The organism is Massilia yuzhufengensis (assembly GCF_900112225.1).
Lineage (GTDB): Bacteria > Pseudomonadota > Gammaproteobacteria > Burkholderiales > Burkholderiaceae_D > Telluria > Telluria yuzhufengensis.
In genome coordinates this window covers 105,947-132,740 of record NZ_FOLD01000011.1, presented here as the reverse complement: position 1 = coordinate 132,740, position 26,794 = coordinate 105,947, and the positions used below count along the sequence as shown (strand labels likewise).

Here is a 26,794-nt window from a genome sequence, read left to right as displayed (position 1 = left end):
GCCTGCAGCGCAGACATTCCGGCCATGTCGGCGATCCGGCTGGCCGTGCGCGAAAACGTCTTGCGCGACCCGGCCCGCGTCACCCTGCAGATGTACGAGGATTATCTCGACAGGCTTGGTCGCGGCTGGGTCGCCGAAGCCGACGGCGAGATTGTCGCCTTCTGTTACGCCGCTCGTGGCGACGCCTCGATCTGGGCGCTGTTCGTCGATCCGCGGCACGAGGGACGGGGCCTGGGCAAGGCGCTGCTCGCGCTGGCGGTCGGCTGGCTGTTCGAGCTCGGCCACGAACGTATCAGGCTGGGCACGGCCCCGGATACCCGCGCCGACCGTTTCTACCTGGCGCAGGGCTGGGACAGGACGCCGGGTACTGGATGCGAAGTCGGGTATGTACTGGAGAGACGCAAAGCATGAATAATCCATCGCCCGGCCACAGGCGACAGCTTGCCGTCCTGGCGGCAGCCGTCCTTGCCATCTTCCCTGCAGGCTTTGCATCAGCCCAAAGCGCCGACGCGAAGGCAATGCGGGAGCTGGCCGAAGTCCGCATCCACCGCAAGACCAACGCGGGCGACCTGCCCTACAAGAGCTTCTTCGCGCTGCAGGCCTTCGTGCAGTCGCTGCTGCCGCGCGGGCCGCGCGTCATCGACTTGCGCCTGCGCGTGAATTTCGCGAGCGACAAGGGGCCCGCCTACGACGAGTTCCAGCCCAGGACCTGGGCGGTCGCCATTGTCGGGGAATCGGTCGACCACATCGTGCCGGTCAGCCGGGGCGGATACTTCCTGCTCCCGGAGCTGCCGGACGCCGCCGAGGAACACGCGACCATCATGTTCAACACGCCCACCCGGGAAGGACGGATCGCCCTCGAATGGAAGCTGCGGGTCGCCGACGGGCAGACCTTGTCCTATGCCCGATTCGCGCAGGCCTTCGATGAAGTCGGCAAGGTGCAGCGCAAGATTCCATGGGACCGTCCCGGCATGCGCGAGGCGCGCATGGTCGAGTACGACGGCCTGAAGGCCTGCTTCCGCGCGGGCGGGGGGCGCATCGATGTCGGCGGGCAGGCCGCTGCAGCCCGCACCGAGGGCAACTGCCAGGTGCTGAAGTTCGACCCGGAGACGGCAAAGGCCGGCGCCGCCGACATCAGCTTCACCGGCCCGCTCGACATCGTCACGCTGCATGCCAGGGGAATCTGAAGACGGACCAGCGCGCGCTTGCTCGTATTCCCCGGCAGCGCACGGCTTGTATGTCAAAATGGGAGATGACTATCCAACCGGACTATTCGGCGCTGTTTACCGCATCGCCCTATCCCTACCTGCTGATCGATACTGCGTTCATCATCATCGGCGCCAACCCGGCCTACCTGCAGGCCACGGGCAGGACCGCGGACGAGATCGTCGGCAAGCATATCTTCGACGCCTTCCCGGCCGACCCGGATTCGACCAACCTGGACGAGGTGCGGGCCTCGATCGAACTGGCCATCGGCACGCGCCAGCCGCATACCAGCGCCCTGCTGCGTTACGCGATCCCGCGTGCAACGCCGGACGGCCCGGTATTCGAAGCGCGCTACTGGAGCGCCATCCACACGCCCGTGTTCGACGCAGCCGGCCAGGTCGCCTATGTGGCGCAGAACGCGATCGACGTGACCGACCTGTACCGGTTCGACGACGCGACCCGGAAGTACTACCTGAAGCAGGACGCCAATGCGGTGCCGGACATCCCGCACATGAACCGGCCGCAGATGCACGAGGCCATGACGCGCATCATGGCCGCCGAGCGCAGCCAGCTGCAGGTACTGTTCGACCAGGCGCCCGGCTCGATCGCGGTCCTGACAGGCAGGCAGCACGTGGTCGACACCGTCAACGAAGCCTACTACGCGCTGGTGGGTCATCGCGATATCGTGGGCAAGCCCCTGCTGCAAGCCCTGCCTGAACTGGCGGCGCAAGGATTCCGCGAGCTGCTCGACACCGCCTTTGCCAGCGGCCAGCCGGTCGTCCTGCGCGACCACAAGATCGGCCTGCAGCGCCAGGCTGGCGCCGCGCTTGAAGAGCGCTATGTCGACCTGCTGTTCCAGCCCATCGTCGGCGAAGACGGGCGCGTGACGGGCATCTTCGCCCAGGGGAACGATGTCACGCGGGCCAACCATGCCAACCGCGCGCTGTCCGAGAAAGTCCAGCAACTCGAGGAAATCCGCGCGAACCAGGCCTTCCAGCTCGAACTGAGCGACCGCATCCGCCCACTGGGCGATCCCGACGAGATGACCGCTGTCGCCTGCGCGCTGCTGGGCCGCAGGCTCGCCGCGTCGCGCGTGCTGTACGCCGAGGTGGACGACGCCGCCGGTACGGTCTTCATCCGGCGCGACTGGACCGAAGAAGGCTTCGCCAGCCTGGCCGGACAAAGCAAGACGATGGCCGACTTCGGGCCGGACATGATCGCGGTATTGCGCGCCGGACGCCCGGTGCTGAACGAGGATGTCCAGCGCGACCCGCGTACCGCCGCTTACACCGCGGCCTACGCACAGATCGGCGTGCGCGCCGACCTGCTGCTGCCGCTGAGCAAGTCAGGCAAGCTGCGGGTGGTACTGACGATCCACAGCGCCACGCCGCGGGCCTGGCGGCACGACGAGCTGTCGCTGGCGCAGGACATGGCCGAGCGCACCTGGTCGGCCATCGAAGCGGCCCAGGCCCAGGCCGCGCTGCGCATCGAGCGCGACCAGAGCCAGTACATCTTCGACAGCATGGCGGAAGGCTTCGCGGTGCTCGACCGCGACTGGACCATCCTGCGCATGAACGCCGAAGGCCTGCGCATGACCCAGCACACGGCCGACCAGGTGGTCGGCCGGAACCACTGGGACGTCTTCCCCGAACTCAGGGGCGGCGACGCCGAAGCACTCTACCGCCGGGTAATGGATAGCGGGAAAACGGAAATCATCGAGATCCCCCACCTCCTGCCCGACAAGACACTGATGTGGAACGAAGTGCGCACCCACCGCTCGCAGGACGGCGGCATCGCCTTCTTCTTCCGCGACATCACCGAGCGCCGCTCGGCGCAGGAAGCGCTCAAGATCGCCGACCGCCGCAAGGACGAATTCCTCGCCATGCTGGCGCACGAGCTGCGCAACCCGCTGGCGCCGATCGGGGCCGCCGCCCAGCTGCTGCAGATGAGTAAGCTCGACGAGGCACGGGTGCGCCAGACCAGCCAGATCATCGGCCGCCAGGTCGACCACATGACCCACCTGATCAATGACCTACTGGACGTTTCGCGCGTCACGCGCGGCCTGGTAACGCTCGACAGCGCGCCGCAGGACATCCGCCAGGTCGTGGCCGAAGCCGTGGAGCAGGTCGCGCCGCTGGTCGAGGCCCGCCGCCAGCACCTGGCCCTGCGCCTGGCCCCCGACGCCGCCATCGTCATGGGCGATCGGAAGCGGCTGGTGCAGGTGCTGGCCAATATCCTGAACAACGCCGCCAAGTACAGCGGCGACGGCGGCAATATCGTGCTCGAGACCGAGACCGAGGCCCGGCCCGCGCACGTGCTGGTCCATGTGGTCGACGACGGCATCGGCATGTCGGCCGACCTGGCCACGCATGCCTTCGACTTGTTCGCGCAGGCCGAGCGCAGTTCCGACCGTTCGGCGGGCGGCCTGGGACTCGGCCTGGCGCTGGTCAAGAGCCTGGCCGAACTGCACGGCGGCGGCGTGACCTGCACCAGCCCGGGTCTTGGCAAGGGCAGCAGGTTCACCGTCTGCCTGCCGCGCATGGCGGCGGCCGACCTCCGCGCCGACGCCGCCCCCGGCGCGCCGGCTGCGCAGCCTAACGCCAGGCCGCTGCGCATCCTGGTGGTCGATGACAACGTGGACGCGGCGGCGATGTTGGCGATGCTGCTGGAAGCGTCCGGCCACCAGGTGGCGGTCGAACATGGCGGCCTGCAGGCACTGGCGCGCGCCGAGGCCGGTCCGCCGGAGGTCTGCCTGCTCGACATCGGCCTGCCCGGCATGGACGGCACTGAACTGGCGCAACGCCTGCGCCGGCTGCCCGGCACGGCCGGGGCGGTGCTGGTCGCGGTCACCGGCTATGGCCAGGAGAGCGATCGCGAACGCACCCGGGCCGCGGGCTTCGACCATCACCTGGTCAAGCCGCTCGATACGCGCGAGCTGTTCGCGATCCTCGAGAAGGTCTGAGGCGCCCAGCGGGCCGGCGCGCCGGCACACCGTCCAGCCACGAAAACTTAAGTTTTTCACAATATATTGTTTCTATAATGCAACGCTAGTCGGCATTATTTCGCTTCGGGCATGCGATCAGCGCAGTCCGGCGCCCGTTATTGAGCGAGAAGTCTGGAACGATTATTCTATAAATCACCCTTTTCTCGAGAACATGAAAATTAATCATTTCAATATCGGTACCCGGCTGGGATGCGCCTTTGCCGCCATCATCCTTCTCATGGCGGTGATGCTCGCCGCCATGCTATGGCAACTCGACCGGATCGCGGACGCCAAGGATGTGATGGCACAGACCGGCCGCAAGTCTTCGCTCGCCAAGGACTGGCGTGAAGGCATTTCCACCAACATTCGGTGGAGAAGGTCGGCGCTGGCGAACGCCTGGTCGACGAGGCCGGCACCACCATGAACGACATCGTGGCCGGTATCGCGCGCGTGTCCAGCATCATGTCGGAGATCGCCGTCGCCGGCAGGACCAGGCCCTGGCCCTGGCCGGGCTGGTACGGGTGTTCAATATCGGCGAGAGCGACGGCCACGCGTCGCCGCCGGCGGCACCGCAACTGCGCTTGCCGGCGCCGGCTACGCCACGCGTGCGCATGCGCTCCTAGTCGGACAGCCTCCTGGCCGGGCGCCTGCCGCGCCTGACCAGCCGGCGCGCCAACCCGCCGGGCAGCATGTCCTGGTGGCGGGGATCGGCAAGGAAGCTGCCGAGCACCTTTTCATACAAGGCCAGGCTGTCGCCGTAGTGCGGCTGGCGCATGGCCTTGGGCTTGCGCAGGAATTTCAATACGAAGTAATCGGCCAGGAGGTCGCCCTGCGCCTCCATGTTGTAGTCGGCCAGCGTGACGTGCGCGCGCAGGCGGTAGGCATACGTCAGGCCGACGCGGATGGCCCCGCGCAGGCGCACCGGGTAGCCCAGCTGGTGCTGCCACACGTGCACCATCTCGTGGATGAACCAGTGGATCGCCGTCGGATCGCCACGCGTGTAGTCGGGCAGGAAGCAGGAATGGTGGAAGTACATGCTGCCGTTGGGCGTCATGCAGCAGTTCTTCGGCTGGAAAGGCATGTAGCGGCGGCCGTGGATGCGCACGCGGCTGTAGTCGATGGCGTCGCCGAACAGCAGCGACGCCATCGCGATCTCGGCCTCGGTCAAGGGACGGGACCGGGGTCGTTTCATACGGCCTTAGGCTGGGCGCAGCGCGGCGGCTGCCTTGGCCAGCTCGGTGATGCCGGCCCAGTCGCCGGCGGCGATCAGGTCTTTCGGGGTCAGCCACGAGCCGCCCACGCAGGCCACGTTTTTCAGGGCCAGGAACTTCGGCGCGGTCTCGATCGAGATGCCGCCGGTCGGGCAGAAGGTCACGTCCGGCAGCGGGCCGCCGATCGCGCTGAGCATGCCCACGCCGCCGGCTGGTACCGCCGGGAACAGCTTGAGCTGGCGGAATCCCGCTTCGCGTGCGGCCATCACTTCGGACGGGGTCATCACGCCGGGCAGCAGCGGCAGGCCGCTCTTTTTCGCCGCCTCGATCAGGGCCGGTGTGAGGCCGGGCGAGACGCCGAACACTGCGCCGGCGTCGCGCGAGGCGGCGAATTCTTCCGGCTGGGTCAGGGTGCCGACGCCGACGATGGCGCCTTCGACCTGGCTCATGGCGCGGATCGCGTCCAGGCCATGTGCGGTGCGCAGCGTCACTTCCAGCACGCGGATACCGCCCGCCACCAGGGCCTTGGCCAGCGGCACGGCGTGCTCTGGGTCGTCGATGGCGATGACGGGGATCACGCTCGCCGAGCGCATGATGTCAAGTAAGGTCATTTCTGCGTCCTAAAGAGAAAGTCTTCATCGGAACCGGGTACGACTTCGTTGGAATCAACGCCATCGTGCAGCGGAACGGTAGTGGGAATCGGCGACGGCAGCGGGAAAGTGGCCGCCCCCTGCTCCGCCGGGCTGGAATGGGTGCGGAACATCGCAAACAGTTCGCGCCCCATGCCGATGTGGCCCTTTGACAGGTCGGCGCTGGCCATGCTGCGCGAGGCCCACACGTCGTCCGGCACCAGCGCTTCCAGCGCGCCAGTGCTGGCGTCGACGCGGATGATGTCGCCGTCGCGCACCAGGCCGAGCGGGCCGCCAGCCAGGATTTCAGGCGACACGTGGATGGCGGCCGGCACCTTGCCGGAGGCGCCCGACATGCGGCCGTCAGTCACCATCGCCACCTTGAAACCCGCATCCTGCAGGTTCGACAGCGCGGGGGTCAGCGAGTGCAGTTCCGGCATGCCGTTGGCGCGCGGGCCCTGGAAGCGGATCACGGCCACGAAGTCGCGGTTCAGTTGCCCTTCCTTGTAGGCACGCAGGAAGTCTTCCTGCGAATCGAAGGTGAGCGCCGGCGCTTCCACCACGTGGTACTCCGGCTTGACCGCCGAGATCTTCATGATGGCGCGGCCCAGGTTACCCTGCACCAGCACCATGCCGCCGTTGTCTCTGAACGGGTTGGTGGCCGGGCGCAGCACGCTGTCGTCGCCGCTGTGCGGCGTCGCATCGCGCCATACGACCTTGCCGTCTTCGCCCAGGAAGGGTTCCTTGCAGTGATTGCGCAAGCCGTGGCCGAGGATGGTGTTGACGTCCTCGTGGGCCAGGCCGGCGTCGAGCAGCTCGCGGATCACGAAGCCCGGGCCGCCGGCGGCCTGGAAGTGGTTCACGTCGGCTTCGCCGTTTGGGTAGATGCGGGTGAGCGAAGGCACGACCTTCGACAATTCGTCGAAATCGTTCCAGTCGATCACGATGCCGGCCGCGCGCGCGATCGCCACCACGTGCAGCGTGTGGTTGGTGGAGCCGCCGGTGGCGTGCAGCGCGACGATGGCGTTGACGATGCTTTTCTCGTCGACGATGCGGCCGATCGGCATGTAGTTGCTGCCCTGCTGCGAGATCGACGCGGCCTGGTGCGCGGCGGCGGCCGTGAGCGCGTCGCGCAGCGGCGTGCCCGGGGTGATGAAGGCGGCGCCCGGCAGGTGCAGGCCCATCATCTCCATCAGCATCTGGTTGCTGTTGGCGGTGCCGTAGAAGGTGCAGGTACCGGCGCCGTGGTAGGAGGCGGTTTCGCCCTCCAGCAGCTCTTCGCGCGTGGCTTCGCCCTTGGCGTAGCGCTGGCGGATGGCGGCCTTCTGCTTGTTCGAGATTCCCGAGGTCATCGGCCCGCCCGGCACGAAGATGCCCGGCAGGTGGCCGAAGTGCAGCGCGCCGATCAACAGGCCCGGCACGATCTTGTCGCAGATGCCCAGGTAGAGCGCGGCGTCGAAGGTATTGTGCGACAGGCCGATGGCGGCAGCCATGGCGATGGCGTCGCGCGAGAACAGCGACAGCTCCATGCCCGGCTGGCCCTGGGTCACGCCATCGCACATCGCCGGCACGCCGCCCGCGAACTGGGCGACCGCGCCGACTTCGCGCGCCGCTTCCTTGATCACGCGCGGGTAGTATTCGAAAGGCTGGTGGGCCGACAGCATGTCGTTGTAGGAAGAAACGATCGCGATCGACGGCACCTTGGCTTCGCGCAGCTTGAGCTTGTCGTTGACCGGGAAGGCGGCGATCGCGTGCGCAAGGTTGGTGCAGCCCAGCGCACCGCGCTGCACGCCCTGGATGCGGGCCGCTTCCAGATGGGCGAGATAGGCCGCGCGCGAAGCCCGGCTTCGCTGGATGATCCGCTTGGTTACCTGTTCGACTACGGGGTGCAGCGCCATGATCGTTCCTTCGAAAATGTTGTATCTGAAATTTTACTACAGAATTACGGCGGGTGCTGCGATCGGCTATTTCGCCCCTGGCAGGGTGGCCGGCCATGTTGGCCACGCGTTCAAATCACATCTGAACGCCGTTTTAGCGGATTGCGATGCAGGCACGGATTAAACGCGCGGCCGGCGGAGCCGACCACCCTACGTGGCAACTCGGCCACTTTTTGTGTAGTGAATTTACGCACGCATCCTGTATTATTCGATAATCTGTAATTGACAATATTCTGCCATCTATACCGATCCCATGCGCCAGCCTTCCCTGACCAGCACCGCCAGCTTCCACGCCCTTGAAACCCACGCCATCGAGGCCGAAGACTGGCAGATGCGCAGCCTGTTTGCCGCCGACCCGCAGCGCTTCGAGCGGCTCTCGTGCGAGGGTGCGGAGCTATTCCTAGACTATTCAAAAAATCGCCTCGACGGGCGCACGCTTGAACTGCTGGCGGCGCTGGCGCGCGAGCGCGGCGTGGAGCAGCGCCGCGACGCCATGTTTGCCGGTGAACGCATCAATAACACCGAGAACCGCGCCGTGCTGCACACCGCCCTGCGCGCGCCGCGCGGCGCCAAACTCAGCGTGGACGGCCAGGACGTAAACGCCGACGTGCACGCGGTGCTCGGCCGCGTGAAGGCCTTCACCGACGCCGTGCGCAGCGGCGAATGGCTGGGCCATACCGGCAAGCCGATCACGGATATCGTCAACATCGGCATCGGCGGCTCCGACCTGGGCCCGAAGATGGTGGTGCTGGCCCTGCGCCACTACGCCCACCCGCGCCTTCGCATGCACTTCGTGTCCAACGTCGACGGCCACGACATGGACGCCGCCTTGAACCAGGTGGATCCGGAAACCACGCTGTTCATCGTCGCGTCGAAAACCTTCACCACCGCCGAGACCATGATGAACGCGCAGACCGCGCGCAGCTGGTTCCTGGCGAATGCGCCGGAAGCGGCGCTGGCGCGGCACTTCGTCGCCGTCTCGACCAACACCGAGGCAATCAAGGCCTTCGGCATCGACCCGGCCAACATGTTCCCGTTCTGGGACTGGGTCGGCGGACGTTATTCGGTGTGGTCGGCGATCGGCCTGTCGGTCGCGCTGGCGGTGGGCTTCGGTTATTTTTCCGACTTCCTGGCCGGCGCCCACGCCATGGACGAGCATTTCCGCACCGCGCCGATCGAAGAGAACATGCCGATCATCCTGGCGCTGGTCGGCTTCTGGAACCGCCAGTTCCTGGGCGCGCCGTCGGTCACGATCGCGCCCTACCACCAGGACCTGAGCCGCTTCCCTGCCTATCTGCAGCAGCTCGACATGGAAAGCAACGGCAAGCGCGTCACCCGCGACGGCGAGCCGGTCGACACCCCGACCTGCCCCGCCATCTGGGGCGAGCCGGGCACCAACGGCCAGCACGCCTACTTCCAGCTACTGCACCAGGGCACCGACCTGAATCCGATCGACTTCATCGCCGCGCTGCGTCCCGCGCACGAGATGGAGCACCACCACACGGCGCTGCTGGCGAACTGCTTCGCGCAGTCGGAAGCCTTCATGAAGGGCAAGACCCTCGATGAGGTCCGCATCGACCTGCAGCAGCAGGGACTGCCGCTCGCCGAGATCGAGCGCCTGGCGCCGCACAAGACCTTCCCCGGCAACCGCCCGAGCAACACCATCCTGATGGAACGCCTGACGCCGGCGACCCTGGGCGCCCTGATCGCGCTGTACGAGCACAAGACCTTCGTGCAGGGCGTGATCTGGGATGTCAACAGTTTCGACCAGTGGGGCGTTGAGCTTGGCAAGGTACTGGCCAAGAAGATCGAAGCCGAGCTGGCCGCCGACCCGCAGCCGGAGCTGCACGACAGCTCCACCAACGGCCTCATCGCCCGCGCCAAGGCAGCCGTCTGAACCTCATCCCGGATACACACATGGCAATGGAAAAATTCGAAGTAGTGCACGACGCGCCGATGCTGGTCGGCGAATCCGCCACCTGGCACGAGGTCGAGTCGGCCCTGTACTGGGTCGACATCAACGGCCTGACCGTCAACCGCGTCCATCCGGCCAGCGGCAAGTTCACTTCCTGGAAGATGGGCTCGGAGCCGTCCGCCCTGGCGATCGACGGCGACAACAACCTGCACGTCGCCACCCGCGCCGGCATCGTCTGCCTGAATACCACCAGCGGCAAGGAAGTCCCGGTCGCCGATGCGCCCTACGACACCTCCATCGTCCGCTTCAACGACGGCCGCGTGGACCCGGCCGGCCGGTTCTGGATCGGCACCATGTACGAACCGCGCGACAAGCCGGCCGCCGAGATGTACGTGTTCGAACGCGGCCAGCTGCGCCGCGCCTGGGCCGGCGGCATGACCAACTCGAACGGCCTGGCCTGGAGCCTGGACGGCCGCACGATGTTCCATGCCGATACCACCACGCACCGGATCGACTGCTACGACTTCGATCCGGCCACCGGCGTGCAGTCGAACGGGCGCACGCTCAAGACCTTCTCGACCGATAAAGCTGCGGCGGATTACGGCGGCCGTCCCGACGGCGCGACGGTGGACAGCGAAGGCGCGTACTGGGTGGCGATGTTCGAAGGCGGGCGCGTGCTGCGCATTGCTCCCAACGGCGAGATCCTGCGCGAGATCGCCTTGCCGGTACGCTGCCCGACCTCCGTCGCCTTCGGCGGGAGCGACCTGCGCACGCTGTATATCACCAGCGCCAGTCATGGGCGATCAAAGGATGAGCTGGAGAAGTATCCGCTCAGTGGGAAGGTGTTGTCGATTCGGGTGGATGTGGCGGGGCGGGAGGAGCCGGAGTATCAGTCCTAAGGCGGTTTTCCGCTAGCTTCGCGTCCAGCGAGCGCCCCCACTTGGGACACGCCCCCCTAACGGGCGCCTACGACTTCCCGCGAAGGCGGGAATGACGGATCTAGCGGTAACAATCGAATTAGCGTCCACCCTGCAAGCACGTAGTAAATTTTCTTGCTAACACCATATCTGTGTAGTAAATTTACACAATAAGCCTCCATCCATCTTTCACAGATATTCCTATGGCACTTTCCGATTTCGACCTCGTTTTCTTCGGTGGCAGTGGCGACCTTGCAATGCGCAAGCTGCTCCCCGCAATGTATTCGCGTGACGTCTGCAACGACCTCCCCGACAGCGCCCGCATCATCTGCGTCGGCCGCGACGAGGCGACGCAGGAAGAGTTCCTGAAGATGGTCGAAACGAATTCGAAGCAGCACATCAAGGACACGCCAGAGGAAGCGAGCTGGCAGCGGTTCTTGAAGCGCATCGTCTATGTGGCCCTGAATGCCACCGACGTTGCCACCTACGGCCCGCTGGCCGAAGCGCTGCGCAAGGACGAGTCCCTCACCCGCGTCTACTACCTGGCCACCCCGCCCCACCTGTTCGCCACCATCTGCGACAACCTGGCCGCAACCAATCTGGTGACGCCCGCATCGCGCGTTGTCCTGGAAAAACCGCTGGGTCGCGACCTTGCCTCGGCCAAGCAGATCAACCTCGACGTCGGCAAGGTGTTTGCCGAGTCCCAGATCTACCGGATCGACCATTACCTGGGCAAGGAGACGGTGCAGAACCTGCTGGCCCTGCGCTTCGGGAATATCCTGTTCGAGCCGCTGTGGCGCCGCGAGTGGATTTCGGATGTGCAGATCACCATCGCCGAGAAGATCGGGGTGGGTAACCGACTGGGCTACTACGATACGTCCGGCGCGCTGCGCGACATGCTGCAGAATCACCTGCTGCAGCTGCTGTGCATCGTGGCCATGGAACCGCCGACCTCGATCGCCCCGGACGCCGTGCGCGACGCCAAGCTGCAGGTATTGCGGTCCCTGAAGCGCTTTACCCCGACCACCCTGTCGCAGAACATCGTGCGCGGCCAGTACCGCGGCGGTTACGTGGATGGCCAGGCGGTGCCGGGCTACCGCGACGAACCGGGCGCGCCGAAACAGTCGAAGACCGAGACCTTCGTGTCCGTGAAGGCCGAGATCGACACCTGGCGCTGGGCCGGCGTGCCCTTCTACCTGCGCACCGGCAAACGCATGGCCGACCGCCTGGCCGAGATCGTGGTGCGCTTCAAGCCGATTCCGCATTCGATCTTCAACCAGCCGACGTCGAGCTTCCAGCCCAACAGCCTGGTGATCCGCCTGCAGCCGGACGAAGGCCTGTCGATGAACCTGATGGCCAAGACGCCGGGCGACTCCATGCGCCTGAAGCAGGCCGAGTTGGAGCTGGATTTCCGCGAGCAGTTCAAGAGCCCGCGCATGGAAGCCTACGAGCGCCTGCTGGTCGACGTGCTGCGTGGCCAGCTCACCCTGTTCATGCGCGGCGACGAACTGGAAGCGGCCTGGGAATGGGTCGAACCGATCCTGGAACACTGGGAACAGGACGATTCCACGCCGGTGCCGTACACCTCGGGCACCTGGGGCCCGGCCGCCTCGAGCGCACTGATCGGCCGCGACGGCCTGCAGTGGCGCGAAGAAGTGCTGCCGGAAGACTGAAGGCGACCGATCATGCTGCTCGACTCCATCCGCACCCAGCTCGATTCGCTCTCCAAGAGCGAGCGCAAGGTGGCGCTCGCGGTGCTGGCCGCCCCCAGCCTCATCGTCAGCCAGAACATCACGGCGCTGGCCAAGAGCGCGCAAGTCTCCGAGCCCACCGTGGTGCGCTTCTGCCGCACGCTCGGCTACGACGGCTGGCATGAGTTCAAATTGAAGCTGGCGCAGGGCCTGGCGCTGGCCCTGCCCGGCGCCAACGAGCAGCCGGCCCCGGACGACCTGGCGGCGGATTTGGTGAACAAGATCTGCAGCCGCTCGATCAACACCCTGCTCGACCTGCGCAACAACCTCAAGCCGGAACTGATCCAGAAGGCGCTCGACATCCTGTCGCGCGCCAACAAGATCGAGTTCTACGGCCAGGGCTCGTCGGGTTTCGTGGCGGCCGACGCCCAGCACAAGTTCTTCCGCTCGGGCGTGCCCACGGTGGCCTATGCCGACCCGGCGATCCACTCGATCGCCGCGGCCCTGCTGCGCGAGGGCGACGCGGTGGTGGCGATTTCGCAGCGCGGCAACAACCCGGCGCTGACCCGCTCCGCAAAACTGGCGCGCCGCGGCGGGGCCGATGTGATCGTGCTGGCGCCGTCCGGCACCCCGCTGGCGGACATTGCCACGCTGTTCATCCCGATCGACCTGGTGTTCGCGATCGACCCCTACACGCCGATCTCGGCGCGCCTGGCCTACCTGGTGGTGATCGACGTGCTGGCCGTAGGCCTGGCGCTGCAGCGCGGGCCGGAGTTTCGCAAGAAGATGCAGAACGCGCAGAAGGCGCTGCAGGAATACGACATGCAGTTCGATTCGTTCATTGGTTGAGTTACCACCCAGCGGGCTACCTTGGGTACCGGCCTTCGCCGGTACGACGTTCCAAAGCCGCTGGCCACAAGAACTGAACCCGACACAGGTGTAAAATACCCGGTTTCCAAAGCATCCCGGATACGCCATGCACATCAACCCAGAACGCAGCGAACGCCCCGACTACGCCCTGCTGGAGCGCCAGGTCGAGAGCGTGCTCGAAGGTGAACGCAGCCTGATGGCCAACGCCGCGCAGTTCTCCGCGCTGGTCTACGATACCTTGTCCGACCTGAACTGGGCCGGCTTCTATTTCACGGTCCCGTCCCGCAAGGGCGAGGGCCAGGACCTGCTGGTCGGCCCCTTCCAGGGCAAGCCTGCCTGCGCCCGCATCCCCTTCGGCCGCGGCGTCTGCGGCACCACCGCGGTCGAGCGCAAGACCATCGTCGTGCCGGACGTGCACGCCTTTCCGGGCCATATCGCCTGCGATTCGGCGTCGGCGTCGGAGATCGTGATCCCGCTGGTCAAGGACGGCGAAGTCCTTGGCGTGTTCGATATCGACAGCCCGGTGCTGGACCGGTTTTCGGAGGAAGACCGGGAAGGACTGGAGGCGATGATTCGCGCGTTTATGGACGGTACCGATTTCGTTTAGGTGCATGTTAACTTGGGCGGAACAATGCCAGTGGCATTGTTCCGCCCAAGTTCGCACTCAACCCCCAACACCTGATTCACTCATTCACACCGAGACCCCACATGAACCAACTCGAACAGCTCAAGCAATACACCACCGTCGTCGCCGACACCGGCGACTTCCAGTCGATCAAGGCCTACACCCCGCAGGATGCGACCACCAACCCGTCGCTGATCCTCAAGGCCGTGCAGAAGCCGGAATACCGTCCGCTGCTGGAAAAAGCCATCGCCGACGCGCCGCACGCGAGCATCGATGAAATCGTCGACAACCTCCTGATCGGTTTCGGCGTGGAGATCCTGAAGTTCGTGCCGGGCCGCGTCTCGACCGAGATCGATGCCGCGCTGTCGTTCGACACCGAAGCCACCGTCGCCAAGGGCCGCGAGCTGATCGCCCTGTACGAAAAGGCCGGCGTGTCGCGCGAGCGCGTCTTGATCAAGATCGCATCGACCTGGGAAGGCATCCGCGCCGCCGAGATCCTGGAAAAGGAAGGCATCCACTGCAACCTGACCCTGCTGTTCTCGCTGTGCCAGGCGATCGCCTGCGCCGAAGCCGGCGTGCAGCTAATCTCGCCGTTCGTCGGCCGCATCTATGACTGGTACAAGAAGTCGACCGGCACCGACTACCAGGGCGCCGACGATCCGGGCGTGCAGTCGGTCAAGCGCATTTACCAGTACTACCGCAAGTTCGGCTACAAGACCGAAGTGATGGGCGCGAGCTTCCGTAACACCTCGCAGATCCAGGAACTGGCCGGCTGCGACCTGCTCACCATCTCGCCCGACCTGCTGCAAAAGCTCGCCGACAGCGACGCACCGCTCGAGCGCAAGCTGGTTGCCGACGCCAATGCGGACATCGAGAAGATCGCGATGGACGAGAAGACCTTCCGCTTCATGCTCAATGAAGACGCGATGGGCACCGAAAAGCTGTCCGAAGGCATCCGCGCCTTCGTGGCGGATTCGATCAAGCTCAAGCAGATGATCGCGACGATGCGCTAAGAAGGCCGGGCCGTAAAAAAAAGCGCCTGAACGGCGCTTACGGTATGAAGTCTCGTTACAAGATGCACGTCGTACGCGCCACTGGCGCCTACGACGTGCTTGCGTCAACAAACGAATGAATCTTCAGCACTTGCGCAGCCCCGACAGGTACCCATCCATCACCGACCCGCCCAGCTCCACCAGGTCAAACGCCTCGGTATCGAACAGCCAGTTGCGGATCAGGCCATCCATGATGATCCACATGCCGTGCGCCACCATTACCAGGTCCAGGTCGTCCTTGACGTGACCCAGCGCCTTGGCCTGCTGCAGGCGGGTTTCGACGCGCTGCATCCAGATCAGCTGTTTCTCGCGCCGCCCGTCGCGCATCGTCACCGCTTCGTCGACGAATTCCATCTTCAGCGTGACGATCTCGAACACGCGCCGCGCCTTCGGGTCCGTGGCCGTCACCCGCAGCACCATCATGACGTACTCGCGCAAATCGTGCATCGGGTCGTCCTTCTCGCTGGCGTCGAGCAGCAGCATCGCTTCCTCGAGCGGCATCTTGGCGCGGTCCATCATCGCATGCAGAAGCGCCCCTTTATCGAGGAAATGCCAGTAGATGGCGCCACGCGTGACTCCCGCAGCGCTCGCAATATGCTGTAAAGTTGTCCTTGAAACGCCTTGTTCGGCGAACAATCTTTCAGCGGCGTCGAGGATGCTGTCGCGGGTCGCAGCAGCTTCCGCTTTGGTTTTACGTGCCATTTTTTTCCCGGGCCCTTCGTCTAGAAGAGCGTCTCAAACTTTAAACATACAGCCGTGATAGTATATAAAACTGTTCGCAAAAGCCAGTGACGATTCGTATGTGGTGGAAATGTCTGCATACGGTAGTCGAATCAACAATCAGAATGAAAGCACACGTAATGCGCTTAGACCACTCCACCCTGTCCCTCACCCGGATCGCCGCAGGCACGCTGATGGCGGTCGCCCTGCTGTCGGCCTGTGGTAAAAAAGACGCAGCGCCTGCTGCAGGCGGCCCAGGCGGCGGCATGCCGGCTCCGGAAGTCGGGGTCATCACCACCAAATTCGAACCGGTCTCGCTGCTGACCGAACTGCCGGCACGCGCCGAACCAGTCCGCACCGCCCAGGTCCGCGCCCGCGTCGATGGCGTGGTGCTCAAGCGCCTGTTCACCGAAGGCAGCGAAGTCAAGCAGGGCCAGTCCCTGTTCCAGATCGACCCGGCGCCCTACCAGGCGCGCCTTGCGGCGGCCCAGGCCGACGTCGGCAGCGCCCAGGCGACCCTGAACCAGGCCACCGCCCAGGCCGAGCGCTACAAGCCGCTGGTCGAAGCCAACGCCATCAGCAAGCAGGAATACACCAATGCCGTGGCGGCCCAGAAGCAGGCCGAAGCGGCCGTCGCCGCTGCGAAAGCACAGGTACGCATCGCCCAGATCAATTCCGGCTACGCCAACGTGTACGCCCCGATCTCCGGCCGCATCGGCCGCGCGCTGGTGACCGAAGGGGCACTGGTTTCCAGCGCCCAGGCGACCGAAATGGCGCTGATCCAGCAGAACAACCCGATGTACCTGAACATCACCCAGTCGGCTTCGGAGCTGCAGCGCCTGCGCAAGCAGGCCGGCGGCGGCAGCAAGAACGATGCGCCGGTGAGCGTCATCCTGGACGACGGCACCGAGCTCGCCACCCGCGGCCGCCTGCTGTTCTCCGACGTGACCGTCGACCCGAGCACGGGCCAGGTCACCCTGCGCGCCCAGGTCCCGAACCCGGACAACGCCCTGCTGCCGGGCCAGTACGTGCGCGTGCGCCTGGCCCAGGCCCAGCTCCCGAACGGCATCGTGGTGCCGCAGCAGGCGGTCACCCGCGGCGGTCCCCAGGGCGACACCCTGATGGTGGTCGGCGCCGACAACAAGCCAACCCCGCGCACCGTCAAGATCGGCTCGCAGCAAGGCGCCAACTGGATCGTCACCGACGGCCTGAAAGAAGGCGAACGCGTGATGGTCGACGGTTTCCAGAAGCTGCAGATGCTGCCGCCGGGTACCCCGGTCAAGGCGGTGTCGTGGGCGCCGGCCGCAGCCGCGCCAGCCGCAGGCTCCGGTGCACCGGCCGCCGCCCCAGCTGCAGCCGCACGCTAACGCGCCCGAACAAGAACAGGATTTAACATGGCACGTTTTTTTATTGACCGCCCCATTTTCGCCTGGGTGATCGCGCTGTTCATCATGGTGATCGGTGCGGTTTCGATCACCCAGCTGCCGATCGCCCAGTATCCGAACGTGGCCCCGCCCTCGATCGTGATCAACGCCGCCTACCCCGGCGCGTCGGCCCAGACCCTGGAAGACTCGGTCATCTCCGTCATCGAACGCGAGATGAACGGGTCGCCCGGCCTCGTCTACATGGAGTCGAGCAGCACCGCCAACGGCAGCGGCTCGATCACCCTCACGTTTGAAACCGGCACCAATCCGGAGCTGGCCCAGGTCGACGTCCAGAACCGCCTGTCGCGCGCGTCCCCGCGCCTGCCGGCGGCGGTGAACCAGCAGGGCGTGCGCGTCGACAAGGTGCGCGCGAACTTCCTGCTGTTTACCATCCTCTCGTCGGACGATCCGAAGTGGGACCCGATCGCGCTGGGCGACTACGCCTCGCGCACGGTGCTGCCTGAAATCCAGCGCATCAAGGGTGTCGGTACCGCCCAGCTGTTCGGTACCGAGCGCGCCATGCGCGTCTGGATCGACCCGGCCAAGCTGGTGGGCTTGCGCCTGTCGCCGGCCGACGTCAACGCCGCCATCCGCAGCCAGAACGCCCAAGTGGCCTCGGGCACCATCGGCGAACTGCCGCTGGCGCGCGGCCAGGAAATCACCGCGACCGTGGTCGTGACCGGCCAGCTCTCGAGCGTCGAACAGTTCGGCAACATCGTGCTGCGGGCGAATCCGGACGGCTCGACCGTGCGCCTGAAGGACGTGGCCCGCATCGAAATCGGCGCCCAGTCGTACGGCACCTCGGCACGCCTGAACGGCAAGCCTTCCACCGGTATCGGCGTGCAGCTGGCGCCGTCGGGCAACGCGCTGGAAACGGCGCGCCTGGTGCGCGAGCGCATGGACGAACTGTCCAAGTTCTTCCCGGCCGGGATGAAGGCCACCGTGCCATTCGACAGCTCGAAGTTCATCGACATCTCGATCGAGCAGGTGCTGCATACCCTGGTCGAGGCGCTGGTGCTGGTGTTCCTGGTGATGTACCTGTTCCTGCAAAACTTCCGCTATACGATCATCCCGACCATCGTGGTCCCGGTCGCCCTGCTCGGTTCCCTGGGTACGCTGCTGGCGCTGGGCTACTCGATCAACGTGCTGACCATGTTCGGCATGGTGCTGGTCATCGGTATCGTGGTCGACGATGCCATCGTGGTGGTCGAGAACGTCGAACGCATCATGAGCGAAGAGGGCCTGAGCCCGCTGCTGGCGACGCGCAAGGCGATGGGCCAGATCTCGGGCGCCATCATCGGCGTGACCGTGGTCCTGATGTCGGTGTTCGTGCCGCTGGCTTTCTTCGCCGGCGCGGTGGGTAACATCTATCGCCAGTTCTCGGTGGTCATGGTGTCCTCGATCGCCTTCTCGGCCTTCCTGGCGCTGTCGCTCACGCCGGCCCTGTGCGCGCACCTGCTCAAGCCGGTCGAAGCGGGCCACCACCATGAGAAGAAGGGCTTCTTCGGCTGGTTCAACCGCCGCTTCTCGCGCACGGCCAAGGGTTACGAAAACTGGGTGGGCAAGCTGATTCGCTACTCCGGTCGGGCGCTGGTCGCCTTCGTGCTCGTGATCGGCCTGGTGACCCTGCTGTTCACGCGCATGCCGAACTCCTTCCTGCCCAACGAAGACCAGGGCTACATCATCGCCAACATCCAGCTGCCGCCAGGCGCCACGCTGGAGCGCACCAACGAAGTGATGCGCACCGCCGAAGCCTTCATCATGAAGCAGCCGGAAGTGGCGAACATGGTCAGCGTGCTGGGCTTCTCGTTCTCGGGCGCCGGACAGAACATGGCGCTGGCCTTCATTCCACTCAAGGACTGGAGCGAGCGCAAGGGCGCGGACTCGAGCGCGGGCGCCGTCGCCAACCGCATCATCGGCGGCCTGTCCGGCGTGCGCGATGCCTTCATCTTCGCGCTGTCGCCACCGCCGATCCCGGAACTTGGACGCGGCACCGGCTTCAGCTTCCGCCTGCAGGACCGCGGCGGCAACGGCCACAACGCCCTGCTGGCGGCCCGCAACCAGCTGCTCGGCATGGCCGCGCAAAGCCCGATCCTGGCCGGCGTGCGTCCGGAAGGCCTGGAAGACGCGCCCCAGGTCATGCTCGACATCGACCGCGACAAGGCGCAGGCCCTGGGCGTGAGCTTCGATGCGATCAATACCGCGATCTCGACCTCGCTCGGTTCGAGCTACGTGAACGACTTCCCGAACGCCGGCCGCCTGCAGCGCGTGGTGGTGCAGGCCGATGCGAAGGACCGCATGCAACCCGACGACCTGCTGCGCCTGAACGCCATGAACATCCAGGGCCAGCCGGTGCCGCTGTCTTCCTTCGCCACCACCAAGTGGGTGACCGGCCCGATGCAGACCCTGCGCTACAACGGCTATCCGGCGATGAGCATCTCGGGCGACGCCAAGCCGGGTTATTCGACCGGCGACGCGATTACCGAAATGGAGAAGCTGGCAGCCAGGCTGCCGTCGGGCTTCGCTTTCGAGTGGACCGGCCAGTCGCGCGAAGAGCAGCTCTCGGGCGGCACCATGGGCATCCTGATGGCGTTCTCGCTGCTGGCGATCTTCCTGGCCCTGGCCGCGCTGTATGAAAGCTGGTCGATCCCGGTGTCGGTGCTGCTGGTGGTGCCGTTCGGTATCCTGGGCGCCGTGCTGGCGGCCATGATGCGCAGCTACCCGAACGACGTGTACTTCAAGATCGGCCTGGTGACCATCATCGGCCTGGCGGCGAAGAACGCGGTCCTGATCATCGAGTTCGCGAAAGACCTGCAGGCCCAGGGCAAATCGCCGATGGACGCGGCGATCGAGGCGGCGCACCTGCGCTTCCGCCCGATCATCATGACCTCGCTGGCCTTCATCCTTGGCGTGCTGCCGCTGGTGATCGCGGGCGGCGCCGGCTCGGCATCGCAGCGCGCCATCGGTACCGGCGTGATGGGCGGTATGATTACGGCTTCGACGCTCGGCGTGCTGTTCGTGCCACTGTTCTTCGTGGTGGTGCGCAAGATCTTCAAGGGCAGCGAACGCCAGCGCAAGAAATATTCGCATGAAGACGAAGCGGCTCTCGCAGCCCAGGAAAAAATATGATCACACCAATGAAAAAACTGACTCCGCTGGCCCTGGCCATGCTGCTCGCGGGCTGCATGTCGCTGGCGCCGAAGTACGAGCGCCCGGTGGCCCCGGTGGCCCCGGCCTTCCCCGAGATGCCGAAGGCGGCCAGCGCCCCTGCCGCCCCGGTGGTGGGCGAGGCCCCGGCCTCGCTGGCCTGGCAGCGCTTCTTCCCTGACGCGCGCCTGCGCGGCCTGATCGAACAGGCGCTGGTCAACAACCGCGATCTGCGGGTCGCGGTGGCCAACATCGAACAGGCGCGTGCGCAGTACCGCATCCAGCGCGCCGACCGCCTGCCGACGGTGGGCCTGGGCATCAGCGGCCAGCGCCAGACCACCGGCAAGGACGAGCCGATCTCGAGCCTCTACCAGGCCGGCCTGCAGGTCACCGCCTTCGAACTCGACCTGTTCGGCCGCGTGAAGAACCTGTCGCAGGCAGCGCTGGCGCAGTACCTGGCGACCGAAGAGGCGCGCAAGACCGCCCAGATCAGCCTGATCTCGTCGGTGGCCAATGTCTACCTGCAGCTGCTGGCCGACGAAGAGCTGCTGGCGATCACCCAGCAAACCCTGGGCACGCGCCAGGAATCGATGCGCCTGACCCAGCTGCGCTTCGATAACGGCGTGTCCTCGCGCTTCGAACTGCAGCAGGCGCGCTCGCTGGTGGAAACCGCCCTGGCCACGCTCGCCGCGCAGCAGCGCCAGCGCGCCCAGGACCTGAACCTGCTCACGCTGCTGGTAGGCGCGCCGGTCGACGGCAGCGTGCCGGCCGGGACCACCCTGGCCACCACCGACCTGCCGGACCTGCCGGCCGGCCTGCCGTCGGACCTGCTGGCCAACCGCCCGGACATCCGCGCGGCCGAGCAGCAGCTGGTGGCGGCCAACGCCAACATCGGCGCCGCACGCGCCAACTTCTTCCCGCGCATTTCGCTCACCGGACAGGTGGGCAGCGCGAGCAGCGAGCTGTCCGGCCTGTTCAAGAGCGGCACCTACGGCTGGACCTTTGCGCCGCAAGCGATCCTGCCGATCTTCGACTACGGCCGCAACACGGCAGTGCTGGGCAGCGCCCGCGCCGGCCGCGACATCGCCGTGGCGCAGTACGAGCGCTCGGTCCAGCAGGCCTTCCGCGAAGTGGCCGATGCGCTGGCCGGGCAGTCGACCTTCAGCGAGCAACTGCGCGCCCAGCGCGCGGTGGCGGAAGCCGAAGCGGACCGCTTCAACCTGGCCGACCTGCGCTACAAGAACGGCGCCGCCAGCTACCTCGAACTGCTCGACGCCCAGCGCGCGCTGTTCCAGGCGCAGCAGGCGGCGGTGCAGGCGAACCTGCAGCGCTTGCAGAACCAGGTCACGCTGTATGGCGTGCTGGGGGGCGGGTGGACGGAAGCGGGGACGCCGGTGGCGGCGCGCTGATCCTGGCTGTTTGTTTCATGGAAAACCGGACTTTCGTGGTCCGGTTTTTTTTTGCTTGCGCTGCGGGTACGCTGCAAACTTGGGGGAATGATGCCAGTGGCATCGTTCCCGCCTGCGCGGGAACGACGGTGCTGCTTTCACCCCAGCTCATGAACCGTCGTCCCGGCGAAGGCCGGGACCCAATTCCGCCGCACAGCCTCCAAGCAAAACCATCACCAGCAAGGAGCCCACCCTGTACCAACAAACCCTCATCGCCGGCTGGGGCGACATGGACTTCAATGCCCACATGCGCAACACCGCCTATCTCGACAAATCCGCCGACGCGCGCCTGACGTCCACTGCTGGGTGGTTCGACCTTCGCCAGCGCAAGCTCACGGTGCCGCCGCCGAACCTGGCTGAGCCGCTGCGCGCGCTCGACCATACCGATGATTTCCAGGTGCTGCCGAACAGCGCACGTTGAAATGCGGAATTGTCGGCGCGTGGCTTTGACAACTTGGCTACACTGGCCGCATCGACGGTTGAAGGCCCTGCCCGACTACCATGCGCAAATTCGCCCGCTCACACTGGAAGATCCTCATCGCGATCCTGCTGGCGGTCGTGCTGGCGACGCTGGCGCTGGAAACCGACTCCGCCGATTCCGCCGCCACCGGCCCGGAGCTCTCCACCCGCCTGCAGAACCACGTGCAGGCGCTCGCCAGCGACGCGCCCCGTTGCGCCGCCGCGGGGCACATCGCATCCACGCTGCAAGCCTACGGTTACCGTCCGCGCACGCAGGTGGCCGAGGCTGGCGGCCGGGAAGTGCGCAACATCGAGGTCTCGGTGTCCAGCACGGCGCCGGGAGCGCGTCCCGAGCGGATCTTCATCGTCGGCGCCCATGTCGATACTGCACGGGGCAGCGGCACCGCAGCCGTGCTCGAACTGGCGCGCCTGCTCAAGTCCATGCACCCGCGACGCGGCACCGAAGTGAGGTTCGTCTTTTTCGTCGGCGCGAAGCAATCTCCTCGCGAGGGCAACTTCATTGCCTTCGTCGGCAAGCTGGAATCGTCGGCGCCGGTACGGCAGGCGCTGGCGGCGTTCAAGGCGCAGCCCGAGTCCCCGGCCGAAGGGCTGGCGGCGCGGGCGCACGTGATGGGAATGACGCTGTCGGACCACAGCGGCCAGCCAGGGCTTCCGGCTCTGATGATCACCGATACCGCCTTCCAGCGCTATCCCTACTTCCACACCACGCAAGACGCAGCCGGACAAGTCGATTACGCGGACATGGCGCGTGTCGTCCAGGGGCTGGCCCGCACGATCGCGTCCCTGGCCGGTGGGGCCAGCACGTAAACCTCCGTAAGGTGGTCGGCGAAGCCGGCCACCTTACGGCCGCTACCTTACCCGACCAGGAACATCTCCTGCAGGTCATTCAGGAAACGCTGGCCCAGTTCGGTCGGCTTGATCAGCTTGTGGTCGCGGTACAGCAAGCCCTTGGCTTCGGCCTCGTTCAAGGGTTTGGTGATGGCGCTGATGTTCATGCCGGTACGTTCGCCGAACAGGTTCGGATCAAACCCTTCGGTCAGGCGCAGCGCGTTGAGCATGAATTCGAAGCCCATGTCGCCGCGGGCAATCTCGTGCTCTTCCTGCACCGGGTTGCCGCGCTTCGCCGCCTCGATGAAGGAGCCCGGCTGCTTGTAGCGCGCCTGGCGCAGCACGCGGTGCGGAAAGGAGATCTTCGAATGCGCGCCGGCGCCGATGCCGAGATAGTCGCCGAAACCCCAGTAGTTCAGGTTGTGCTTCGCGCGCTTGCCGGCCTTCGCGTAGGCCGACACTTCGTAGTGCTCGTAGCCTGCCGCCGCGGTGGCTTCCAGGATCATGTCCTGCATGTCGGCGCTCAAGTCGTCGTCCGGCAGCGCCGGCGGGTACTTGGCGAAGACCGTGTTCGGTTCCATCGTCAAGTGGTACATCGACAGGTGCGGCGGCGCGAAGGACATCGCCGTCTGCAGGTCGCGCCGCGCTTCCTCGAGCGTCTGCGAGGGCAGCGCGAACATCAGGTCGAGGTTGAAGTTGTCAAACGTGCAGCGCGCGATCTCCACCGCGCGCAAGGCTTCCCGTTCGTCGTGGATGCGGCCGAGGGCTTTCAGGTGCGATCCGCTGAAGCTCTGGATGCCGATCGACAGGCGATTCACGCCGCTGTCGCGGTAGGACTTGAAGCGCTCCTGTTCGAAGGTGCCTGGGTTGGCCTCCATCGTGATCTCGGCGCCAATCTCCAGAGGCAGCAGGGTGCGCACGTCCGACAGCAGGCGGTCCAGGCCCGCGGCCGACATCAGGCTCGGGGTGCCGCCGCCGATGAAGACGGTGTGGATCTTGCGGCCCCAGATCAGGGGCAGCGACTGCTCCAGGTCGAGGCGCACGGCGTCGAGATAGTCTTTCTCCGGCAGCTCGCCCTTGGCTTCGTGCGAGTTGAAATCGCAATACGGGCACTTGCGCACGCACCAGGGGTAGTGGATATAGAGCGACAGCGGCGGCAGGGCCGCGAGGTTCAGCGCGCCCGGCTGCAGGTATTGCAGGGCCGCCGTGGCCGGGTTGCGCGGCTCGCTTGGCGCCGGACCGGCGACTTTGATCGGGATCATCGCAGTTTCTCGACCAATGCGCGCAGGGCCTGGCCGCGGTGCGAATGGGCGTTTTTCACGCTTGGTTCGAGTTCGGCGGTGGTCTGTCCGAGCGAGGGGATCAGGAAGTGCGGGTCGTAGCCGAAGCCGTTGGCGCCGCGCGGCGTGGCGATGATCTCGCCATTCCAGCGGCCGTCGGCGATGATGGGTTGCGGATCGTCGGCGTGGCGCACGTAGACCAGGACGCAGTAATAGTAGGCCGACTTGTCGGCGTGGCCGGCGAGGTCGGCGACCAGTTTCTCGCTGTTGCGGGCGTCGGATTTCGGCTCGCCCGCAAAGCGCGCCGAATGCACCCCGGGCGCACCACCCAGGGCGTTGACGCAGACGCCGGAATCGTCGGCCAGCGCCGGCAGGCCGGTCAGGCGCGACGCGTGGCGCGCCTTGGTCAGCGCGTTTTCCACGAAGGTGCCGAACGGCTCTTCCGCTTCCGGGACGTCGAAGTCGCCTTGGGGGTGCAGGTCGAAACCGATGGGTTCGAGGAGCTGGGCGAATTCTTTCAGTTTACCGGCGTTGTTGGAGGCGAGGATCAGGCGTTGGGTCATGGGTGCTCTGGGGTGTATTTGCGGCGAGGGGGGGTATTTTAGCGCGATAGGCTGAAGGACGCTGTGGTGGGTACGGAGCGGACTTGGGTTCCGGCCTGCGCCGGAACGACGGCTCATCGTTAAGTGGTACTTTCAGCATGTCGTCCCAGCGCAGGCCGGGACCGAAGTTCCATGCCGAAGTCAGCCCGGCCAAATCAGCCGATCAACCCCAACGACCGCTTCTGCATCTGAATCAACTCCCCAATCCCCAACTGCCCCAGATCCAGCAGCCGGTTCATCCCCGCCCGGTCGAACGCCGCGCCTTCCGCCGTGCCCTGCACTTCGATGAAATGCCCCTCTTCCGTCATCACGATATTCATATCGGTATCGCAATCCGAATCTTCGACGTAATCCAGGTCGAGCACCGGCATCCCGCGGTACACGCCCACCGAGATCGCGGCGACGAAGTGCTTCACGGGTACGGCGGGCAGGACGCCCTGCCCCACCAGCGCGTTGAAGGCGTCGTACGCCGCCACCATGGCGCCGGTGATCGAGGCGGTGCGGGTGCCGCCGTCGGCCTGGATGACATCGCAGTCCAGGTGCAGGGTGCGTTCGCCGAAGGCGGCCAGGTCGAAGGCGGCGCGCAGGGAGCGGCCGATGAGGCGCTGGATTTCCTGGGTGCGGCCGGACTGCTTGCCGCGCGCCGCTTCGCGGTCCATGCGGGTGTGGGTGGAGCGCGGCAGCATGCCGTATTCGGCGGTCATCCAGCCCTGGCCCTTTCCTTTTAAAAAGCCCGGCACCTTCTCTTCGATGCTGGCGGTGCAGATCACCTTGGTGTCGCCGCATTCGATCAGCACCGAGCCTTCGGCGTGCCTGGTGTACTGGCGGGTGAGGCGGATGGTGCGCAGCTGGTCGACCGCGCGGCCGCTCGGGCGTTGTTCGAAGCTCATGGAGTGCCTTGTTTGAGTAATTGGGAGGACTTCTCGATCGCCTCGCGGATCTCGGCGATCGCTTTTTCGATCTCATCTTCGTCGAACGCGTCGCTCCCCGGCGCCAGCGGCGTGCCGGCCGTGATGGTCGAGCTGACGGCGTCGTCGGGCAGCATCTGGGTCGAGATCATGCCGGGCGCAGCGGCGCCCGCGCCTTCCGCGCCTTGCCAGGTGATCGCCAGCGCGGTCGTGTTGTCGGCGCGCGCGCCGCCGATCGCGGCCGCCATCGACACCATGTCCGGCACCGCCTGCACGATGGTGGAGCTGGAGAGCCGGTGCACGATCTCGGTTTCCGGCAGCATCGACCACAGGCCGTCGGAGCACAGCAGCAGGGTGTCGCCCGGTTCCAGGCTGGCCTGGCGCGAGATGTCGATCTTCGGGGCCTGGCCGGCGCCGATGCAGTTGTACAGCTTGTTGCGGTCGGGGTGGGTGTTGCGGTCTGCCTCGGTGGCCTTGCCGCGCTCGATCAGGTGTTCCAGGTGCGAGTGGTCGCGCGTGCGCGCCAGCACCTGGTTGCGGCGCACCCAGTACAGGCGCGAGTCGCCGCAGTGGGCCCACACGGCGCAGTTGTGCTGCACCAGGCAGGCCACCACGGTGGTGCGTGGCGTCTCGGGCAGCTTGTGGGCTTCGGCGTAGGCCAGGATGTCCCAGTGCGCCTGGGTCAAGGCTTCTTCCAGGAAGCGCTCGGGTTTCTTCACATAGGGCTTGGCCTGCATGCGGAACATCATCGACAGTGTCTGCAGCGCGATGGTCGCGGCGATCTCGCCGTGCAGGTGCCCGCCCATGCCGTCGGCAAGCACCAGCAGCAGCGCGTCGCGCGTGAAGCTGTAGCCCATGCGGTCCTGGTTGACCTTGCGCCCGCCGATGTGGGTCTGCTGGTAGACGGAAAACTGCATGCTC

General features: G+C 65.9%; 23 protein-coding genes. 15 read left to right on the top strand and 8 right to left on the bottom strand.

All coding sequences use genetic code 11. The annotated features are described in order from the left end of the window. The first annotated feature begins 24 nt into the window (after window positions 1-24). The 4 genes from BM031_RS11765 to BM031_RS11755 all read left to right on the top strand — a co-directional run bounded on the left by BM031_RS11765 (window position 25) and on the right by BM031_RS11755 (window position 4,613). A complete protein-coding gene (locus BM031_RS11765) occupies window positions 25-411 on the top strand; it encodes a GNAT family N-acetyltransferase (RefSeq protein WP_502500906.1) in 387 nt (128 codons plus the stop codon). Next, on the top strand, window positions 408-1,187 hold the full coding sequence (locus tag BM031_RS25515; protein WP_177207731.1) for a hypothetical protein: 780 nt from the start codon (window positions 408-410) through the stop codon (window positions 1,185-1,187). Before BM031_RS11765 ends, BM031_RS25515 begins: the two co-directional genes overlap by 4 nt. Window positions 1,188-1,252: 65 nt before the next feature. Then, window positions 1,253-4,168: a hybrid sensor histidine kinase/response regulator gene (locus BM031_RS11760; protein WP_177207730.1), complete on the top strand. Its 2,916-nt coding sequence runs from the start codon at window positions 1,253-1,255 to the stop codon at window positions 4,166-4,168. A 193-nt stretch (window positions 4,169-4,361) separates the two neighbouring features. Further along, entirely contained in the window at window positions 4,362-4,613 is a 252-nt protein-coding gene (locus BM031_RS11755) for a hypothetical protein (RefSeq protein ID WP_177207729.1), read from the top strand. Between the two features lie 195 nt (window positions 4,614-4,808). Here BM031_RS11755 and BM031_RS11745 read toward each other — a convergent pair whose 3' ends face one another. The 3 genes from BM031_RS11745 to edd are packed head-to-tail and all read right to left on the bottom strand — an operon-like array spanning window position 4,809 to window position 7,927. Continuing rightward, window positions 4,809-5,381 (bottom strand): Rhs element Vgr protein, encoded by a 573-nt coding sequence (locus BM031_RS11745; protein ID WP_218147588.1) that lies wholly within the window; start codon window positions 5,379-5,381, stop codon window positions 4,809-4,811. A 6-nt stretch (window positions 5,382-5,387) separates the two neighbouring features. Next, window positions 5,388-6,011, bottom strand: a complete 624-nt coding sequence (eda, locus tag BM031_RS11740; RefSeq protein ID WP_091874753.1) for a bifunctional 4-hydroxy-2-oxoglutarate aldolase/2-dehydro-3-deoxy-phosphogluconate aldolase — start codon at window positions 6,009-6,011, stop codon at window positions 5,388-5,390. After that, window positions 6,008-7,927 (bottom strand): phosphogluconate dehydratase, encoded by a 1,920-nt coding sequence (gene edd, locus BM031_RS11735; protein WP_091874752.1) that lies wholly within the window; start codon window positions 7,925-7,927, stop codon window positions 6,008-6,010. The genes eda and edd overlap by 4 nt, the downstream gene beginning before the upstream one ends. Window positions 7,928-8,219: 292 nt before the next feature. Between edd and pgi the strand changes: the two genes are divergently transcribed. The 6 genes from pgi to tal all read left to right on the top strand — a co-directional run bounded on the left by pgi (window position 8,220) and on the right by tal (window position 14,997). Further along, window positions 8,220-9,863, top strand: a complete 1,644-nt coding sequence (gene pgi / locus BM031_RS11730; RefSeq protein WP_091874751.1) for a glucose-6-phosphate isomerase — start codon at window positions 8,220-8,222, stop codon at window positions 9,861-9,863. 20 nt (window positions 9,864-9,883) lie between these two features. Beyond that, window positions 9,884-10,780: an SMP-30/gluconolactonase/LRE family protein gene (locus tag BM031_RS11725; RefSeq protein WP_229408814.1), complete on the top strand. Its 897-nt coding sequence runs from the start codon at window positions 9,884-9,886 to the stop codon at window positions 10,778-10,780. A 221-nt stretch (window positions 10,781-11,001) separates the two neighbouring features. After that, window positions 11,002-12,471 (top strand): glucose-6-phosphate dehydrogenase, encoded by a 1,470-nt coding sequence (zwf, locus tag BM031_RS11720; protein WP_091874750.1) that lies wholly within the window; start codon window positions 11,002-11,004, stop codon window positions 12,469-12,471. 12 nt (window positions 12,472-12,483) lie between these two features. Continuing rightward, complete coding sequence (locus BM031_RS11715; protein WP_091874749.1) at window positions 12,484-13,338, top strand: SIS domain-containing protein; 855 nt, start codon at window positions 12,484-12,486, stop codon at window positions 13,336-13,338. Between the two features lie 127 nt (window positions 13,339-13,465). Then, window positions 13,466-13,966: a free L-methionine (R)-S-oxide reductase MsrC gene (gene msrC, locus BM031_RS11710; RefSeq protein WP_091874748.1), complete on the top strand. Its 501-nt coding sequence runs from the start codon at window positions 13,466-13,468 to the stop codon at window positions 13,964-13,966. A 101-nt stretch (window positions 13,967-14,067) separates the two neighbouring features. Next, window positions 14,068-14,997 carry a transaldolase gene (gene tal, locus BM031_RS11705; RefSeq protein ID WP_091874747.1) on the top strand — a complete coding sequence of 310 codons (930 nt, stop codon included), beginning with the start codon at window positions 14,068-14,070 and terminating at the stop codon, window positions 14,995-14,997. Between the two features lie 123 nt (window positions 14,998-15,120). Here the strand turns inward: tal and BM031_RS11700 are convergent, their stop codons facing one another. Beyond that, the gene (locus tag BM031_RS11700; protein WP_091874746.1) at window positions 15,121-15,738 is read right to left on the bottom strand and encodes a TetR family transcriptional regulator; all 618 of its coding nucleotides are present in this window, start codon (window positions 15,736-15,738) and stop codon (window positions 15,121-15,123) included. A 158-nt stretch (window positions 15,739-15,896) separates the two neighbouring features. On the opposite strand from BM031_RS11700, the gene BM031_RS11695 reads away from it, so the two are divergent. The 5 genes from BM031_RS11695 (at window position 15,897) to BM031_RS11675 (ending at window position 23,062) form a co-directional block, all read left to right on the top strand. Then, window positions 15,897-17,123 carry an efflux RND transporter periplasmic adaptor subunit gene (locus tag BM031_RS11695; protein WP_177207728.1) on the top strand — a complete coding sequence of 409 codons (1,227 nt, stop codon included), beginning with the start codon at window positions 15,897-15,899 and terminating at the stop codon, window positions 17,121-17,123. 27 nt (window positions 17,124-17,150) lie between these two features. Continuing rightward, window positions 17,151-20,309 (top strand): efflux RND transporter permease subunit, encoded by a 3,159-nt coding sequence (locus BM031_RS11690; protein ID WP_091874744.1) that lies wholly within the window; start codon window positions 17,151-17,153, stop codon window positions 20,307-20,309. Window positions 20,310-20,317: 8 nt separating this feature from the next. Continuing rightward, the gene (locus BM031_RS11685) at window positions 20,318-21,736 is read left to right on the top strand and encodes an efflux transporter outer membrane subunit (protein WP_143084568.1); all 1,419 of its coding nucleotides are present in this window, start codon (window positions 20,318-20,320) and stop codon (window positions 21,734-21,736) included. Between the two features lie 268 nt (window positions 21,737-22,004). Beyond that, window positions 22,005-22,196, top strand: a complete 192-nt coding sequence (locus tag BM031_RS11680) for a hypothetical protein (RefSeq protein ID WP_229408812.1) — start codon at window positions 22,005-22,007, stop codon at window positions 22,194-22,196. A gap of 80 nt (window positions 22,197-22,276) precedes the next feature. Further along, entirely contained in the window at window positions 22,277-23,062 is a 786-nt protein-coding gene (locus BM031_RS11675; RefSeq protein WP_091874741.1) for a M28 family peptidase, read from the top strand. Between the two features lie 47 nt (window positions 23,063-23,109). On the opposite strand, the gene hemW is transcribed toward BM031_RS11675, so the two are convergent. The 4 genes from hemW to BM031_RS11655 form a co-directional block, all read right to left on the bottom strand. Further along, the gene (hemW, locus tag BM031_RS11670) at window positions 23,110-24,345 is read right to left on the bottom strand and encodes a radical SAM family heme chaperone HemW (protein WP_091874740.1); all 1,236 of its coding nucleotides are present in this window, start codon (window positions 24,343-24,345) and stop codon (window positions 23,110-23,112) included. After that, a complete protein-coding gene (rdgB, locus tag BM031_RS11665) occupies window positions 24,342-24,926 on the bottom strand; it encodes an RdgB/HAM1 family non-canonical purine NTP pyrophosphatase (RefSeq protein WP_091874739.1) in 585 nt (194 codons plus the stop codon). Before rdgB ends, hemW begins: the two co-directional genes overlap by 4 nt. Window positions 24,927-25,120: 194 nt before the next feature. Then, entirely contained in the window at window positions 25,121-25,855 is a 735-nt protein-coding gene (gene rph, locus BM031_RS11660; protein ID WP_091874738.1) for a ribonuclease PH, read from the bottom strand. Next, on the bottom strand, window positions 25,852-26,790 hold the full coding sequence (locus BM031_RS11655) for a PP2C family protein-serine/threonine phosphatase (RefSeq protein WP_091874737.1): 939 nt from the start codon (window positions 26,788-26,790) through the stop codon (window positions 25,852-25,854). The genes rph and BM031_RS11655 overlap by 4 nt, the downstream gene beginning before the upstream one ends. Window positions 26,791-26,794: the final 4 nt, after the last annotated feature.